The 15980-nt window shown below is 47.8% G+C and carries 16 protein-coding genes; 10 read left to right on the top strand and 6 right to left on the bottom strand.

What is annotated here, in order from left to right; genetic code table 11:
• Positions 1-8: 8 nt before the first annotated feature.
• Together VT06_RS06455 and ccoG are read right to left on the bottom strand one after the other, a co-directional pair.
• The gene (locus VT06_RS06455; protein WP_082122462.1) at positions 9-1040 is read right to left on the bottom strand and encodes a serine/threonine protein kinase; all 1032 of its coding nucleotides are present in this window, start codon (positions 1038-1040) and stop codon (positions 9-11) included.
• Positions 1027-2454, bottom strand: coding sequence for a cytochrome c oxidase accessory protein CcoG (gene ccoG / locus VT06_RS06450; RefSeq protein ID WP_046553467.1), 1428 nt, complete (start codon positions 2452-2454; stop codon positions 1027-1029). Before ccoG ends, VT06_RS06455 begins: the two co-directional genes overlap by 14 nt.
• Before the next feature lie 151 nt (positions 2455-2605).
• Between ccoG and VT06_RS06445 the strand changes: the two genes are divergently transcribed.
• Both VT06_RS06445 and VT06_RS06440 read left to right on the top strand, forming a co-directional pair.
• Positions 2606-2971 carry a hypothetical protein gene (locus VT06_RS06445; protein ID WP_046553546.1) on the top strand — a complete coding sequence of 122 codons (366 nt, stop codon included), beginning with the start codon at positions 2606-2608 and terminating at the stop codon, positions 2969-2971.
• Positions 2972-3000: 29 nt separating this feature from the next.
• A complete protein-coding gene (locus VT06_RS06440) occupies positions 3001-3423 on the top strand; it encodes a DUF3010 family protein (protein WP_046553466.1) in 423 nt (140 codons plus the stop codon).
• Positions 3424-3558: 135 nt separating this feature from the next.
• Here the strand turns inward: VT06_RS06440 and VT06_RS06435 are convergent, their stop codons facing one another.
• Positions 3559-4329, bottom strand: coding sequence for a peptidylprolyl isomerase (locus VT06_RS06435; protein ID WP_082122460.1), 771 nt, complete (start codon positions 4327-4329; stop codon positions 3559-3561).
• 125 nt (positions 4330-4454) lie between these two features.
• Complete coding sequence (locus tag VT06_RS06430) at positions 4455-6458, bottom strand: DNA topoisomerase III (RefSeq protein ID WP_046553465.1); 2004 nt, start codon at positions 6456-6458, stop codon at positions 4455-4457.
• Between the two features lie 170 nt (positions 6459-6628).
• Between VT06_RS06430 and VT06_RS06425 the strand changes: the two genes are divergently transcribed.
• From VT06_RS06425 to VT06_RS06400, 6 genes are all read left to right on the top strand, one after another.
• The gene (locus VT06_RS06425) at positions 6629-8455 is read left to right on the top strand and encodes a hypothetical protein (RefSeq protein ID WP_046553464.1); all 1827 of its coding nucleotides are present in this window, start codon (positions 6629-6631) and stop codon (positions 8453-8455) included.
• Positions 8456-8936: 481 nt separating this feature from the next.
• Entirely contained in the window at positions 8937-9524 is a 588-nt protein-coding gene (locus VT06_RS06420) for an ATP-binding cassette domain-containing protein (RefSeq protein ID WP_046553463.1), read from the top strand.
• Positions 9514-10596 (top strand): DUF6136 family protein, encoded by a 1083-nt coding sequence (locus VT06_RS06415; RefSeq protein ID WP_046553462.1) that lies wholly within the window; start codon positions 9514-9516, stop codon positions 10594-10596. The genes VT06_RS06420 and VT06_RS06415 overlap by 11 nt, the downstream gene beginning before the upstream one ends.
• Before the next feature lie 80 nt (positions 10597-10676).
• Positions 10677-11984: a short-chain fatty acid transporter gene (locus tag VT06_RS06410; protein ID WP_046553461.1), complete on the top strand. Its 1308-nt coding sequence runs from the start codon at positions 10677-10679 to the stop codon at positions 11982-11984.
• A gap of 63 nt (positions 11985-12047) precedes the next feature.
• Positions 12048-12314 carry a type II toxin-antitoxin system Phd/YefM family antitoxin gene (locus VT06_RS06405; protein ID WP_046553460.1) on the top strand — a complete coding sequence of 89 codons (267 nt, stop codon included), beginning with the start codon at positions 12048-12050 and terminating at the stop codon, positions 12312-12314.
• Positions 12307-12642 carry a type II toxin-antitoxin system RelE/ParE family toxin gene (locus tag VT06_RS06400; protein ID WP_046553459.1) on the top strand — a complete coding sequence of 112 codons (336 nt, stop codon included), beginning with the start codon at positions 12307-12309 and terminating at the stop codon, positions 12640-12642. The genes VT06_RS06405 and VT06_RS06400 overlap by 8 nt, the downstream gene beginning before the upstream one ends.
• 9 nt (positions 12643-12651) lie before the next feature.
• Here the strand turns inward: VT06_RS06400 and VT06_RS06395 are convergent, their stop codons facing one another.
• Entirely contained in the window at positions 12652-13281 is a 630-nt protein-coding gene (locus tag VT06_RS06395) for an FMN-binding negative transcriptional regulator (RefSeq protein ID WP_052750181.1), read from the bottom strand.
• Between the two features lie 3 nt (positions 13282-13284).
• Positions 13285-13683: a GNAT family N-acetyltransferase gene (locus tag VT06_RS06390; RefSeq protein ID WP_046553458.1), complete on the bottom strand. Its 399-nt coding sequence runs from the start codon at positions 13681-13683 to the stop codon at positions 13285-13287.
• 87 nt (positions 13684-13770) lie between these two features.
• On the opposite strand from VT06_RS06390, the gene VT06_RS06385 reads away from it, so the two are divergent.
• A complete protein-coding gene (locus VT06_RS06385; protein ID WP_046553457.1) occupies positions 13771-15222 on the top strand; it encodes a PLP-dependent aminotransferase family protein in 1452 nt (483 codons plus the stop codon).
• A gap of 69 nt (positions 15223-15291) precedes the next feature.
• Positions 15292-15954, top strand: a complete 663-nt coding sequence (locus VT06_RS06380; protein WP_046553456.1) for an SDR family oxidoreductase — start codon at positions 15292-15294, stop codon at positions 15952-15954.
• The last annotated feature ends 26 nt before the right edge of the window (positions 15955-15980 follow it).

Below are 15980 nucleotides of genomic sequence, written 5' to 3'. Positions count from 1 at the left end.
GCAAATTGTTAGTAGCCTGGCACCAGCGATAATGCCGGTTGCTGCAATAATGCCAGTTGTTCTTTAAGCACCAGACATTGCTGCTCCCAATATTTATCGGTAGCAAACCAGGGAAAACTTTGCACAAAGGCCTGATCTTGCCAGCGCCGCGCCAGCCAGGCCATATAGTGCACTATACGCATTGCTCTGAGTGGTTCGATCAGTTTTAGTTCCGCCGGATCAAAGTCACAATATTGCTCGTACTCTTCTAACATTAACTCTAGTGTCAAACGTTGCTCTTGCTGATCACCGGATAGCATCATCCAGATATCCTGAATGGCCGGGCCCATCCTGCAATCGTCAAGGTCAACAAAAAACGGCCCTTGATCAACATAAAATAAATTACCGGCATGACAGTCACCATGCAAACGAATTTGCTTGCCGGGCTGATACTGCCTGCTGGCTTCGGCAATAACCTGCTGTAATATGGTATCGAAGGCCGGGCGCATATAGTCAGGTATTAACTGCAGGTTGGCCAGTACCTGCTGGCTTTGCAATAAATGGCTGTCGATACTAAAGGTTGGCCGGCTGACAAAGGGTTTTTTCCGGCCAATCTGATGCATGCGGCCTAAAAACCGGCCCAGCATCGCCAGTTGCTCGTCGTTGTCAACTTCCAAGGTACGACCGCCGCGGCTGGGGAACACCGCAAAATAGTAACCCTGATACTGCTGTAGTGAATTGCCGTTAATGCGAAGCGGTGCCACCATTGGGATATCGGCGTCGGCCAGCTCGTAGGCAAAGTCGTGCTCTTCCTGAATTTGCTGCGGGCTCCAGCGCTCCGGCCGGTAAAACTTTACCACGTACTTTTTAGGCTGGCTGCTGCTTTGCAAAACGCTAGCCTGATAAGCACTGAACTGATATACCCTGTTTTCATAACTGTTAAGGGCCAGTAAACCGCTACTGACATCCAGCCCCAGCTGAAACAACGCATCAAGAATAAGCTCTGGCCCCAGCGTGGCAAAGTCGAAACGGCTGACCAGCCCGGCATTAACGCCCGGCAAAGAATTTATTCTCCTGCTTTACCTGATGACCGGCTTCAGACATCTCAGTAACACTAAACTCAATATCCAGCACTGGCTTAGCGGCATTGTAGGGGTCCAGCGCCAAGCTAACGGGTACGCTCAAATTATCACCACCGGCAATGGTAACTTCTGTTGGGCCAAGCCATGTCATACCACTGACACCGCTTACCTCTAACTTATAGCTATTAACATGTTGCGATTTATTAATAATACTTAAGGTGTAGGTGTTTTCTATCAAGCCTTCCGGCGTTTCCCGATATAACGCGCCGCGATCGCGGATAATGTCAAACTCCAGCGGTTTACGCAGATACAGGTTAGTGGCAAAAGCAGCACAGACTAACAGTAAAATAACAAAATAACCCACCAGCTTCGGCCGGATAACCTTGGTAGGTTTACCGTTTAAACTGTGCTCGGTGGTATAACTGATCAGGCCAGGTGGATAGCCCATTTTGTCCATCGTTTCATCACAGGCATCGATACAGGCGCCGCAGTTAATGCATTCATATTGCAGGCCATTACGAATATCAATGCCGGTGGGGCAAACATGTACGCACATGTTGCAGTCGATACAATCGCCCAGCCCCTGTTCTTTATAGTCTTTGTCTTTGCGACTGCGCGGCCCGCGTTGCTCACCACGTTGCTCGTCATAAGTCACCGTAAAGGTGTCCTTATCGAACATGGCCGACTGGAAACGGGCATACGGGCAAATGTGCGTACACATAATTTCACGCATCCAGCCAGCATTACCGTAAGTACACACAGTAAAAAACAACACCGACACTACCGCCCAGAAGCCGGCTTGAAAGGTAAAAAACTCAATAAAAAGTGGCCCCACCGGGGTAAAATAGCCAACGAATATTAAGGATGTTAGCAGTGCAAATGCGACCCAGCACAAATGGGTTAAGGCCTTTTTGGTAAACTTACTGGCAGACCATGGCGCCCGATCCAGTGTGATGCGCTGGTTGCGGGTACCCTGAATTTTTTCCTCGAACCACATAAACGTAAACGTCCATACCGATTGCGGGCATAAATAGCCACACCACACCCGGCCGTAAAATGCGGTAACAAAAAACAAGGCATACGCTGCAATTACAAAAATCCAGGCCAGAATGGTAAAATCCTGTGGCCAGAGCGTAAGGGCAAAGATATTAAATTTTTGCTCACCAATATTTAGCAGTATTGCCTGGCTGCCATTGAACTGGATCCAGGGTAATAACATAAACAAGGCCATAAAAATAAAGCCCATGTTGCGGCGTAAGCTTTGGTGTAACCCTTTTACTGAACGAACATAAATCCTGTCGCGCGAGGCATATTGTGGCTGGTTTGATTGCTCCGGTTTATAGGTTTGCACCGTAACCGGAATGTTTTTAATATCAATGCGGTTTTTATCCACTGTCTTAAGCTCCTACCCACTGCTGCGCAAGCGTTAGTATAACAGCCTTGGCCGCAGAATATTTGATATAAAATAAGGCGTAGAGCAGCAGATGCGTCTTTGCCAAAAATACTTTACAATAGCCACTGCGATTTTTGAGGTGCGCTGCAGTATGAAAAAGTTTTTTTGGCTGGCTGTTATTATTTTATTGCTCCTGACCTTTTCGGATCATGAACTGCTCAGGCCTTATCGTGATCAGATTTATGGTTTGGTGCTGGATAGTGCACCGAGCTCTGGAAAAATGTCAGATGAGCAGGCACTGCGACAAATTCAAAAACAGTTTAATGCGCTGGCCGCAAACTGGGGAGAAGGCCAGCAACTGCAACTAAATAAGGCGGCAGAGTCAAAAGCAAACTTGTTATTATTTCACCAGCGTTATTGCGTAAGCCGCGACTTTAACCCCATTTTATTTGGCGAGCCATTACAACAAAGCTGCGGCATTATCGACAGCCACATGGAAGCCCTAACCCGAAAATAACGCGGGCAAAAACTTTACTGAGAACTACTATGCGTGTATGTGGAATTGAAATAAAAGGCAGCGAAGCTATTTTATGTCTGATGACCTTAAAAGACGGTTTGTTTGACTTACCCGATTGCCGACAAACCAGGCTGGCGTTAACGCAGGATAAAGATGCTGAAAACGTGCAGAAGTTTCAATTTAATCTGGCCAAACTTATTGAAGACTACAAAATTGAGCAATTAGTGATTAAAGAGCGGCCGCAGAAAGGTAAGTTTGCCGGTGGTGCCGTGGGTTTTAAAATTGAAGCCGCTATTCAACTGATTAATCGCTGTCCCAGTTTAATTTTGTCTGGCAGTATTATCAAAGAAAAAATAAAACAACACCCCTTACCTGTCGATTTTAAAGATACGGGCTTAAAAGGGTTTCAGGAAACTGCTTTTGTTACCGCATATGCTTTTTTAGCAAAATAATCCATCCCGCAAATTAGATAACAAAAACCGGCTTAATAAGAGCCGGTTTTTTTGCTATAAACACACATTTTTCTGGCCGCTTAGCACCCACGTCTTGTTTAACTTTTTGTGCCGCGGATCCAATTAACCTGTGTTTTACAGGCTACGGCGACGCCACCAGAGTAAAGGCCCAAGTAATAGTAAGCCAAAGCTGAAACTACCACTACTACTGCTGCTATCGGGTTCGGGCAACAAGGTATTAGGTTTTGGGTTTAATCCGGCTGCGGTGTTTGCCCTAGCATCTACTATGCTAATACTCTCTACCGTGACTATATTGGCATTAATTAATGGTTTATTGTCGTTACGATCAGCCGAGGTGTAATTTCTAAGGGGTAAGTTTTGAGTATTACCGAAGGTATACGTTGGTAAATTAGCAATCATCATCACCACTTCCATATCAGCGGCAGCTATCTGGCCAAACACGGTATAAGCGCCTTCTACACTATCTAGTCTGGAACTACCGGCACTATTATCGGCTAAATTAATAAACCATTGGCTAGTGGCACTATTTGGGTTGCCTGGCACCTTTGCCATAGCAATAGTTGCCCGTACATTTGAAAACTTTGGCTCATTAACAATGGCAGCGTTAGTTTGAATGGACGTTAATGGTAATTGCTCTACAAAACGAAAACCACCACCCTGAATAATAAAGCCTGGTATCGAGCGATGAATAGTCGTGTTGTCATACCGACCGCTATTAACGTACGTTAAAAAATTCTGCACTGTGACTGGGGTAGTGTCGTCAAATAAATTAACTTCAAAATCGCCAACGTTGGTTTTTATCTGCACTATGGTAGCCAGCGCTTGTTGGCTGGCCAACACTAACGCCATGGCAGCCAACGTGGCTAAAAATTTAGGGTGATTCAAGGCTATCTCCTGCATAAACTAGGTTTAAATACTGGCAAGAGCATAAACAGCAGCTCTGCAGGTTACCAGCGCTATTACATATTTTAACGAATTCACACAGAAGGTGTGACAGTGCCGGTGGTTTTTTAGACAGCGTTAGCAGCTGCTTTTTTACGATACGCGGGTTTACGACGTGCCGGGCTTTTACCAGCCGCTGCTGCTGCTGTCGATTTTGTTTTGGTTTTTCCTGACCACTTTTTCTGTTGGCCTAAACCCAGGCCCTGCGGCATTACGCTACCAGAGTGAGTAATTAACTGTTGCAAGCTCTCGGTTAATGGCTGCATAAAGGCCTGATACGTTTGCAGACGTTGGCAAATGGCGTTTAAACCGGCTTCCCAACGCGCGGTCATATCCGGTAGCGATGCGTCCTCAGGTAATGCCGCTATTAATGCGTTTCCAGCCGCCGTAGCACGTATTTGTTTACCCTGACGCACCAGAAACTGTCGCTTAAACAACAACTCAATAATACCTGAGCGGGTGGCTTCCGTTCCAAGGCCATCGGTATCTTTCAAAATTCGCTTAATCTGTGGGTCCTTTACAAAACGGCTAATGCCGGTCATTGCACTTAGTAAGCTGGCGTCAGTAAAAAAGGCTGGCGGCTGAGTATTTTTTTCCAGTAACTCACTGTTACTACACAACAGTTGCTGGCCCACCTGCAGTGCCGGTAAACTACTTTGCGGTGATAAATCATCATCACCAGCCAGATTTTTGGCATTACGCTCAGCACTCGCGGGCAGTAATACTTTCCAGCCTGCTGACTTTTGCTGACGCGCTTTGGCAATAAAAAGGCCACCGGCTATTCGAAGCTCTGCTTTACTGTCAGTAAAACAGTAAGCCGGATAAAACTGCATTAAATATTGACGGGCAATTAAGCTGTATATTTTTTGCTCCACGCTATTAAGCCGGTTTGCCGGCAAGGTTTTTGCCGTGGGAATAATGGCATGGTGAGCGTCTACTTTACTGTCATCCCAGGCTTTACTTTTCAGCTGCAAATTTGCCCCGGCTAAACCACTGGCAAGCTCAGGTGCATTTGCTACTAGCGCCTGCGTTACCTTAGCCGCTTCGGCAAAATGCGCCTGCGGCAAGTAGCGGCAATCAGAACGTGGGTAGGTGATTACTTTGTGTCGCTCATAAAGCTGCTGACAACAATCTAATACTTGTTGCGCCGACAAGCCAAATGCCTTAGCTGCGTCTATTTGCAACGCCGACAAACTGTACGGTAACGGTGCATACTGCTTTTTATCCTGCTGCTCCAGACTAACCACCTCAGCCGGCTGGCCCTTGATGGTTTGCTGAACCTTTGCTGCCAAAGAGCGAAGTGTAATTCGCCCCTCGCTATCCTGATAAGGCTCACAGGCGGTACTTGGCTGCCAAAGTGCGGTAAACGTTTCAGCAGAAGTGGTGGTAAGCTCTGCTTGCACCTGGTAGTAAGTCTGGCTGTTAAAATTAGCAATATCCTGATCACGACGCACCACTAAACCCAGTAATGGCGTTTGCACCCGGCCTACCGACAATACCCCCTGATAACCAGCCTGCTGCCCACGTAAAGTATAAGCCCGGGTCATATTTAAACCATATAGCCAGTCAGCCCGACTGCGGGCCAGCGCCGAGGTTGATAAGGGCACAAAATTTTTATTCGACTGCATATTTTGCAGAGCCTGCCGAATTGCGGCACTATTTAAATCGTTAATTAATAGCCGTTGTACCTTATCTCGTTTCGCGGCAGCAACGTTGCACCAGGCAATAACTTCATCTACTAATAATTGCCCCTCACGGTCAGGGTCACCGGCGTGTATCAGTTGATCAGCTTGCTTTATCAGCTTTTGCAAAATAGTAAGCTGCTGTGCGGCTGATTTTCGTACCTTTAGCTGCCACTGTTCAGGCACAATCGGTAGATGCTCAGCTTGCCAACGTTTATAATCAGGGTGATAATCTTCTGGCTGTGCCTGCTCCAGTAAGTGGCCAATACACCAACTGATCACATCACCATTGGCCAAACGTATACAGCCATTCTCTTTAGTCTGGGGTTGGGGCAATGCCGCCGCAATAGCGCGGCCCATACTGGGTTTTTCAGCAATATAGAGAATCATTCCAGTTACCATGGCTGTATAAATAAACAGTTAATTTAGTTTATTTAACCATTAAATGCAAAAATAATGTGATAAAAATTTAGTTTTTGGCTAAAAACGACTACAGTAATGTTCCTGTACAGATTTTAAGTTGTTCTGCAAAATCAAAGTAGTGAATCGGATAAATAACTATGACCCAATATAGTGAAGTCAAAAAGATCTGTGACGAATTGCAGCAAGCTGGCAAACCGGTGTCGCTCGATTATTTGCTGGCAAAAGTATCGGGGGCGCAAGCCAGCCTGGTTGTGCATTACCAAAAGTGGCGCAACGAGCAAGCTACCCGCCCGCCGACGGTGGCTGAAAGTGCTTTTAGTGAAGACTTTGTCAGTGCATTTCAGCGCGAAACACAGCTGCACGCCAGTAAACAACTGGAACAACTAAACGAACAATTGCTTCAGTCTATTCAAGCTGAAGTTAAAGCCGCTGAGCATAATCAGCAAATCCAGAAAGATCTAGAGCAATTACAGCAAAAACGCTCTGAATTGGAAGTCAGCCTGGCGCATCAGCAACAGCAATTGGCAGTGCAGTCTGAAAAATACAGTGCGGTGCGCAATGAACGCGACCAGGCGTTGCAGCATGCCAAAAGTCAGCAGCAAGAATTGGCTGACTCTAAACAATTACAAGAACAGCAACAAATGCAACTGGCGCAGTTACAGAAAGAGCTGGAGATTGCCGCAACAGAACTGCAACAACGCCAGCAGCAACTGCAGCAGCTACAACAAGAAATAACAGCAAACCAAAGCCAACTGGCTGAAAGCCAGCAGGCAGCCACACAATCTGCTGAAAAACTGGTAGCACTACAACAGAACTACGAACAATTACAACAACAGCTGGATCAGCAATCTCAGCAGCTACAACAACAGTTACAGCAGCAATCTGAGCAGTATACTCAGCAATTAACCGAGCTGGAAAGCCAGCTGGCAACAGCCAGTAATGAGCAACAGGCGTTGCAGGATAAACTTTCCAGTGCGCTGGCATTAGAGCAACAGCTACAAGAGAAACAACAACAAAATACACAGCAGCTGCAGCAGCTGGAAAAGTTACAAGCAGCAGCAAAAAAAGTCGCGGTAGAGCAACAGCATAGCAATAATGAAATTGTTGAACTGCAAACCATGTTAAGTGAGTTTGAAAACAAACTGCAACAGGCCACCAAAACGGAAATGCAGGCGGTAGCACAAAGCCGCAGGTTGCAATTACAGTTAGAACAATTACAACAAGCTCAGCAAGAAGGCGGCGAAGCGTTAGCAGATAACAGCCAGCAAAATGACATTATTGCCGAACGCGATAAAGCACTGCAGCAGGTTGCTGAGCTAGAAGCCCTTCGGATGAGTCTGACTGAAGAGCGCGATGCAGCGCTGGATCAGGTAGCCATTGAACAAAAACAACTGGCAAAATTGCACAGCCAGCCACGGCCAGACAACAATAGCGAGATGGAACAAACGTTAGTAGCCCAGCAACAGTTAGTAGATGAACATAAGAATGCCCTGCAGAGCCTGGGAATGGAACGCGAAGCGGCCCAGCATGATGCTGACTTACAACGTAACTTGGTCACTGAACTGCAACAACAAATTGAGCACCTGCAACAAGTCCAGAGTGAACAAGGTAGTGACCAACCCGATATGCAGCAGTTGGTCGACCAGCTCCGGGCCAGTAACAACATGATGAAAGAACAAAGCTCAGTGACGGCGAATCATCAGGCAGAACAACGTGAAACCATTAAACAGCTGCGTGATGAGTTACAACAACAACGCGACAAGATGCAAGAAGTGCTGGTTGATAAAAACCAATGGGTAAAGCAAAAAAATCAGCTTGAAGAACAAGTTAGCTTTGTTAAAAGTAATGCTACTGCCACCATTGAACGGCTAACCCGTTACCGGGAACAGGCTCAGGAAAAAATCGAAAAACTGGAACAAAAACTACGTGAAATACAGAAAGATCCTGCAGCAAAAGTTTATTAAAATATTTTTTACAACACTTTCAGCTGGTTAAACATATCGCCCGCTGAAAGCTTATTAACACGCCAGGCTGTGCGCAGCAGGGTTATCTCATCACTCATGCGCTGCCGGCCCGGCACTTTAATAACTGTACTTTACGTGATGAAAACCGGGCGTTGTGGGCTTAATACTTTAATATGGCTACAAACTCGGCGAGCCTGTAAAGTAATGATCCCTTGGGGTTATGGCAGAAAAATCAAGGCGCTATTAGCCGCACGTTAATAGCATCGGAAGCAGACGCAGCCGCGCGGCAGGATTTAAAGCAGGATATTTTCCTGGCGCTGCATCAGTCGGCTGCACGGCTTAAGGCAGCAGAAATGCCACGCGCCTATTTATTTCGAATTGTCCCAAGCGCATGTACTACTGGCAGAACGCATTACACCGACGGAACTTTTCCACTACAGTGTGCTCTTAACCTCGCCCTTATTTCAGTTAAGTACACGCAGTGTCTCTAACAATCAATAACCTGAGCCTTACTAGAGGCGATCAGATCATTTTTCACCATTATCAGCTTGCCTTAAGCCATCGCCGCCATTGCCTACATGCTGCCAATGGTACCGGTAAATCCAGTTTATTATGCACTATAGCGGGTTTATTGCCGTTAAATGGCGGCACTATCCATTGGCAAGGCCAACCGGTGCAAAGCGTACAGCAACAAATTGCCATCGCATCGGACAGCGTGCTGCTACCCGAATTTATCACAGCGAAAAACCTGCTACAGCTTAGCCAAAGTAACTGGCAGTTAAGGTGGCCACAACAACTTATTGATGCCTTTGCCTTTACCGCTCAACTGCAGCAAACGGTGGCTAATTTATCTGCCGGTAATCTGAAAAAACTGCAACTGATTCTCGCCTTTATGCGCCAGCCTGCACTGTTATTGCTGGACGAACCAGACATTGCCCTAGATGAACCGGCCCAGCTAAGCTTATGGCAACTAATTAATGATTATCCGGGGACTATTGTCGCAGCGAGTAATACCCCGGAGAGCTTCGTGCGACAAGGCTTTGAGTTGGTCAGGCTGCATGCGCTTTAGTCTTTATGTCGCGTTTCGATTTCGCTGTTTTAAGCACGAGCTCACCCTACTATTACAACAACTGAGCCAGTTACTGCTGTGGCTGCTGGTATTTTTGGGGCCCGCGTTAGCCGCTTTAGTGTTTACCATATTTCTGGCGCTGGGTTTACTGTACCAAACCGACACCCCGGCCCGGCAGCAAATACTGCTTTGTTGGGCCTTACTCTGCGGCCAGAGCCTGCTAATTGGGCTATATAGGGATGCGATAATTGGCAGCCGCTACTTGTTATTTCTGCAAAGCCTGGCACCGAGCAAAAGCCAACGGCGAACCGCTGATCTACTACTGCTGTTCTGCAGCCAGCCTATTCTCATGTGCCATTTACTGATGCTTAGCATGGCTAATTTCAGTCAATGGCCAGGCGTATTACCGCAGCTGTTCTTGTTGCCGCTGCAATGGCTATATGCCGTTACATTGTTATATTGCGGTAGCAGAGTACTGGTAATACTGGCACTCAACCTGCCGTTGTTGTTAATACTTGCACCAACGTCACTTGCTGGCGGATTAGTGCTGCTTGCCTGCGGCTTAGTACTGGCTCTGGTTTGGCCCGGTAACGCTATGCGCTGCCACTTCAGAACGACCAGCCCACTGCGCTTCTGGTTAAGGCTGTGGCTAAACCAGACTCAGCAACTGTTAAGCCGAATTTTACTGTTGCTGCTGGTCTTAACGCTGGCGCTTATCAGCATTAAACAAAGACCCGACTTAAGCGCTGGCATTGCCTTGCTATGCGGTTTACTACTGCTGTTAATCAGCTGCAGTATGCAACTTAGCAATAACAAGTTCATCAATATGTATGCGATGTTTTTTCGCCAGTACCCACCTCAACTTTGCCATTGGCAGTTTTTGGCACCGCTGTTGTTAGCCGCTGTTAGTATAAGCCTGCTTTGTCTGCTGACATTACAGTGGCCGCTAAGCTGGAAATTTTTGCCTGCATTGGTTATTTGCCTGGGGGTCGCTCGTTACCAACCACAATGGTTTATTGCTGGCTGGCTGGCCGGTAGCGCCATTAGCAGTGGCCTTTTCATTTTCAGCTAAACTGGCTAAGGTATTAGCAAAACTGAACTCCTCTTAATAAAATTGAACCGTATCAATAACTAAAACCAGAAGAGCCTACTATGCTAAATGCTGCCGCCAAACCCCTGGTCAAACTGGTCGACCGTTACCTGCCAGACCCTTATATTTTTGTGTTGCTGCTCAGCATAATAGTGTTTGCTGCTGCAGTACTGTTTGAACAGCAAGGCCCATTACAGGTACTGCAATATTGGGGCGATGGTTTCTGGGGTTTACTCAGCTTTTCCATGCAGATGTTACTGGTGCTGATAACTGGCTTTATGCTGGCCAGTACACCGCTGGTTACCGGCATCCTAAACCGCTTAGCGAGGCTGGCAAAAACGGCGGGGCAAGCGATTATCTTGGTCACGGTTATTTCCCTTATTGCCAGCTGGCTGAACTGGGGCTTTGGATTAGTGGTGGGTGCTTTATTTGCAAAAGCGCTGGCGCGCCGTATTAAGGTTGATTATCGCTTACTGGTCGCCAGCGCTTACTCTGGTTTTGTGGTTTGGCATGGCGGCCTCGCCGGTTCAGTGCCACTAACTATTGCCACCCCAGGCCATTTTAGCGAAACACAAATTGGTTTAATTCCAACCAGCGAGACCATTTTTGCCAGCTTTAACCTGCTGCTGCTAGCGCTGCTGTTTATCGCAATACCGCTGGTGAATTATCTGATGCTGCCAAAAGAGCGCGACAGTGTTTATGTTGACCCGGCCAAACTGCAGGATGCACCACTGCCGCAGAGCGATAACGCACGTCCGGCCGATAAACTGGAAAACAGCCTACTGCTGGGTTTGCTGGTGGGTTTTGCCGGACTGGCTTATTTGCTGCAGTACTTTATTAAAGGCGGCACACTTAACCTGAATATCGTCAATTACCTGTTTTTGTTTCTAGCCATAGTGCTGCATGGCACGCCGCGTCGCTTGCTACATAGCTTGCAGCAAGCCATACAGGGCGGCGCCGGTATTGTGATTCAGTTTCCATTCTATGCCGGCATTATGGCCATTATGGTGCAATCGGGTCTGGCACACAGTATGTCAGAGTGGTTTGTCAGCTTTGCCACCGCCGAAACCCTGGCATTCTGGAGCTTTATCAGCGCCGGTATCGTCAATATTTTTGTACCGTCCGGCGGCGGCCAGTGGGCGGTACAAGCGCCAATTATGCTACCTGCCGCGCTGGAACTCGGCGCCGACGTCAGCCGCATTGCCATGGCCGTCGCCTGGGGCGATGCCTGGACTAACCTGATCCAGCCATTCTGGGCCTTGCCGGTACTGGCGATTGCCGGCCTAAAAGCCAAAGATATTATGGGGTTTTGCCTGCTGCAGCTGGTGATTACCGGGGTTATCATTAGTCTCGTGCTAAGTTTTGCTTAAAGGCTGCTGTAGCGATTAGTCTGAAAATAGTCTATAAATAGCCCATGCCGGCAGGAGAATACTATGCGCATTGAAACCATCAGTTATATTAAACAACATGCGGCAACGCTAAGTGTAGAGGAACCAATAGTGGTAACGCAGGGTGGTAAGCCAGTGTACCGTATTGAATCTGAAGCCAGCGCGCGCTTGCGGGATGAAGGCCTGGCGCTGCTAAAACTAATGAACCTGGCCGAGCGGGATATTCGAAGTGGCAACACTTTATCAGTCGAGGACACCCTGGCACAACTGCAGCAAGCGCTGCAAGCTGAGCAAATCAAACTAAATGAGTAAGGTCGAAGTGACTCAGGTAGCGGTACAAAGCCTGACTATGCTAAGCCGATATATGGCTGAATTTATTAGCCCTGCGGATGCATTAAAAGTGGTAAGCCAGTTGCTGAACCTTAGCCAGCAACGATTAAGCGACAACCCGCTGCAATTTCCGTTATGCCACGAATTAGAAAGATTGGGGGTTATGGACTACCGGCAAATTACCGTGGATAAATACAAAATTTTATACCGTTATGACCCCAGCCTCGACACCGCATTTATCACGGCCTTTATGCGCCAGAAGCAAAGCGCGCAACAGCTGTTGATTGATTACACCCTGCTTAGCAGATAAAGCCTGAACTTAAGCACTACCCACCCCAAGCTCATACTGCTGCATTAATGCTGCCAGTGCTTGCGCCTCTGGCTCTGGGTTATTACTAAGCGCGGCAAATACCCCCTGTTGATCAGCGGCACTGCGGTGCTGGCCAAGTTTTAGCTTGCCGGTAAGCTTAGTAATAGTCACTTTAACCCCAACAATACCAGCTGATAACTGTTGCTGGTACTGAAACGGCATCTTGACCATCGCTTGGCCGATATCCGGCTCATACTTCGCTACTTGCTGGGCAAGATGGTTCATGGTGGCAGCGTTATCCAGCAATTCAGGGTAGCCGGTTATCTGGGCTACCGCATAATTCCAGGTTGGTACTGCTTGTTTACTCTGATACCAGCGGGATGAAATATAACTATGCGGGCCGGTAAAAGTAATCAGCACTTCTGATTGCGGTGCCTTGGATAATAGCTGACAGTGCGGGTTTTGCCGGGCAATGTGGCCATAGAGCACACCCTGCTCACCTTCATCCCGCTGCAACAACCAAGGCAGATGGCTGCAGAAAAAAGGTGCACTCACCAAACAGCCAAAACTATGTTGCTCAATAAAGTTATACAGCGCAGTTTGGTTCGGGAACGCCGTTTGCGGCGGGCAATACAACATATATTATTCCTTACGCGTAATAGCAAACGCGTTGCTAAGTGGGCTAAAGCCGACTTTGGGATAATAGGCCATGGCTGATGGCGCGCTTAACAACAACTGCTGCACCTGCGGCCCTGTCACCCGCTGCACTTCGGCCAGCAGCTGCGAACCAATGCCTTGTTGCTGCACCGCTTTATCTACCAATAAATCAGCGATATACACCACAAAGCTAAAGTCAGTTAAGCAGCGGGCTAGCCCCAGCAACTTGTTATTGTAGCGTGCAGTAATGATTAAGTTGGCATTCTGCAACATGCTTTGCATCCGCTCTCGCTGCTCAGTGGGCCTGGTAATGCCCGATGCACAATACAAGGCAATAACCTCATCCAGCTTTAGCGTGGTTTCGATAGTAAATTGTAATGTCATAGCGATAACTCCTGTTGTGAATACCGCTATTACAACGCTAAACTGGTATTATATAAATAACCAGTTTTAACAAATTGAGCATACCAGTTGGCTGTTCAGCGCCTAAGTACTGATTCGCTAAACCTAAGCGGTAACGCGCAGCTGCACCAGCAGTTGTATGTTAGCTTGCGCCAGCAATTGTTGAGCGGTCATTGGCCCGGTGGCGCTTTACTGCCCTCGGAACGGCAATTGGCAGCCGATCTACAGCTAAGCCGAAGCACGGTGCAACAAGCCTTGCAACAGTTGGTAGCGGAGGGGTATCTGGCGCCGCAACAAGGCCGTGGTTATATGATAGTGGAAGCACTACCCGATGGCTTTTTTGCCGCCAGCAGCAGCGCGGTTTTACCTACAATGCCTCTTCCCACACAAGATTACGGCTTAACCGCCAAAGCCTCGGGCTATAGCGGGTATTTGCAGCCAGGCACCGCCAATGTACAACAGTTTCCGTTTCGGCTGTGGCAGCAACTGCTGCAGCGCCATGCTAACAGACCTGCGTTGTGTAACATGGCCGATCCGCTGGGTTACCCACTGCTGCGCCAGGCTCTAACGCAGTATTTGCGTCAGTCACGACAATTAGTGTGTGATGAAAATACTATTTTGATCACTGCCGGTGCCCAGCAGGCGTTATTTATCGCCGCCCGTTTGGTGGCACGCAGTGGTCAAAAAGTATTAATGGAATCACCCGGCTACCCCAGATTAAAACAAGCATTGCAGCTGGCAGAACTGCAAACCAGCTTTATACCGGCCGAAAGTGCAAGCGGGCTCGACCCGTCCAGTTTACCAATAAATAGCCAGGCCAAAGCACTGTTTTTAACGCCATCACACCACTATCCTTGCGGCGGTATTATGTCGTTAAGTCAGCGACTGACGTTGCTTAATTGGGCTAAAAACGAACAATACTGGCTGGTAGAAGATGATTACGACAGTGAGTTTCAGTACCGGCATCGGCCTATGGCCAGCCTGCAGGGTTTAGCCGGCGGACAAGGCGTAATGTTTGTAGGCTCTTTAAGCAAAACCTTGTTTCCGGCACTGCGGTTGGGTTATCTGGTGCTGCCACCTGAGATAGTTGGCCAGGCCAGCGCTATCCAACAGGCACTGCATGGTGATGTGCCGCTGTTACCACAGGCCGTATTGGCCGACTTTATAAACGAGGGTCATTTTAATCGCCACCTGCGAAAAATGCGGCGCTTATATCAGCAGCAAAAGCAACAAGCTGTGGCCTTGCTGCAACAGCATTTCCCGGCATGCTCATTATTGGCCAAAGATGCCGGCCTGCATTTAACTCTGCTGTTACCTGCACTGACTGATGATATTACACTGTGCCAGCAATTAAACCGGCACGGCTTTAAGCTGCAGCCATTCAGTCGTTACTGCTTTTTAAACGAACCCGACCGTGGCTTAGTTATTGGTATTGCCGATGCAGATGAAAGCAAGTTAGTGCAGCTGATCAGTCTACTTAAAGACGCGTTGCTAAAAGTTGACACTGGGTTGCGGCCTTGAATTGTGGCTATTGCGTCCGGATATATTGTCTATAGTTAATTTATACAGTCCAACAGCAGGAGCAGCACTATGCAACATATTGTAATTACCGGCGGCAACAAAGGCATTGGCCTGGCTTTGGTGAAGCAGTATCTGACCAAGGGCGATAAAGTCTCGGTTATTTGCCGCCAGCCGTCAGCGGAACTGGCTGATCTGGATGTTACCCTGTACAGCGGAATAGAGCTAAGCGAGCCGCAAAAAATTAAAGACGTTGCCGCTAAATTTGCCAAAAACAGCATTGATATTCTGCTTAATAACGCGGGTATATTACACAAAGAAACGCTGGAAAACTTTAATGAAAGCACTATTTTAAAGCAGTTTCAGGTAGACAGCATAGCGCCACTACTACTAAGCCAGCAATTACTGGCGGCAATGAAAGACGGCGGCAAAATAGCGATGATCAGTAGCCGCATGGGCTCGATTACCGATAACGACTCGGGCAATTATTACGGCTACCGCATGGCTAAAGCCGCACTTAATGCCGGCAGTGTGTCATTAGCCATTGATGTAGCGCCACGTAATATCAGTGTCGGTATTTACCACCCTGGCTATGTGCAAACTGAAATGGTCGGCTTTGGTGGCGATATCAGCCCAGATGAAGCCGCCAGCCATTTAACCAAGCTGATAGCCGAGCTTAACCCGGCTAACAGCGGCAAGTTTTACCATAGCAATGGCAGTGAATTACCCTGGTAAACCGCTGGGCATCGTTTCTACCCCTC

The organism is Arsukibacterium sp. MJ3 (assembly GCF_000987765.1).
Classification (GTDB): domain Bacteria; phylum Pseudomonadota; class Gammaproteobacteria; order Enterobacterales; family Alteromonadaceae; genus Alishewanella.
This window is presented reverse-complemented; position numbering and strand designations above follow the sequence as displayed.

Bases quoted from the DNA above. Each gene is read 5' to 3' on its own strand.
- VT06_RS06390 (WP_046553458.1), bottom strand. From the start codon at position 13,683: ATGACATTACAATTTACTATCGAAACCACGCTAAAGCTGGATGAGGTT.
- VT06_RS06445 (WP_046553546.1), top strand. From the start codon at position 2,606: ATGAAAAAGTTTTTTTGGCTGGCTGTTATTATTTTATTGCTCCTGACC.
- VT06_RS06430 (WP_046553465.1), bottom strand. From the start codon at position 6,458: ATGATTCTCTATATTGCTGAAAAACCCAGTATGGGCCGCGCTATTGCG.
- VT06_RS06400 (WP_046553459.1), top strand. From the start codon at position 12,307: ATGAGTAAGGTCGAAGTGACTCAGGTAGCGGTACAAAGCCTGACTATG.
- VT06_RS06410 (WP_046553461.1), top strand. From the start codon at position 10,677: ATGCTAAATGCTGCCGCCAAACCCCTGGTCAAACTGGTCGACCGTTAC.
- VT06_RS06440 (WP_046553466.1), top strand. From the start codon at position 3,001: ATGCGTGTATGTGGAATTGAAATAAAAGGCAGCGAAGCTATTTTATGT.
- VT06_RS06380 (WP_046553456.1), top strand. From the start codon at position 15,292: ATGCAACATATTGTAATTACCGGCGGCAACAAAGGCATTGGCCTGGCT.
- VT06_RS06395 (WP_052750181.1), bottom strand. From the start codon at position 13,281: ATGTTGTATTGCCCGCCGCAAACGGCGTTCCCGAACCAAACTGCGCTG.
- VT06_RS06425 (WP_046553464.1), top strand. From the start codon at position 6,629: ATGACCCAATATAGTGAAGTCAAAAAGATCTGTGACGAATTGCAGCAA.
- VT06_RS06405 (WP_046553460.1), top strand. From the start codon at position 12,048: ATGCGCATTGAAACCATCAGTTATATTAAACAACATGCGGCAACGCTA.
- VT06_RS06415 (WP_046553462.1), top strand. From the start codon at position 9,514: ATGCGCTTTAGTCTTTATGTCGCGTTTCGATTTCGCTGTTTTAAGCAC.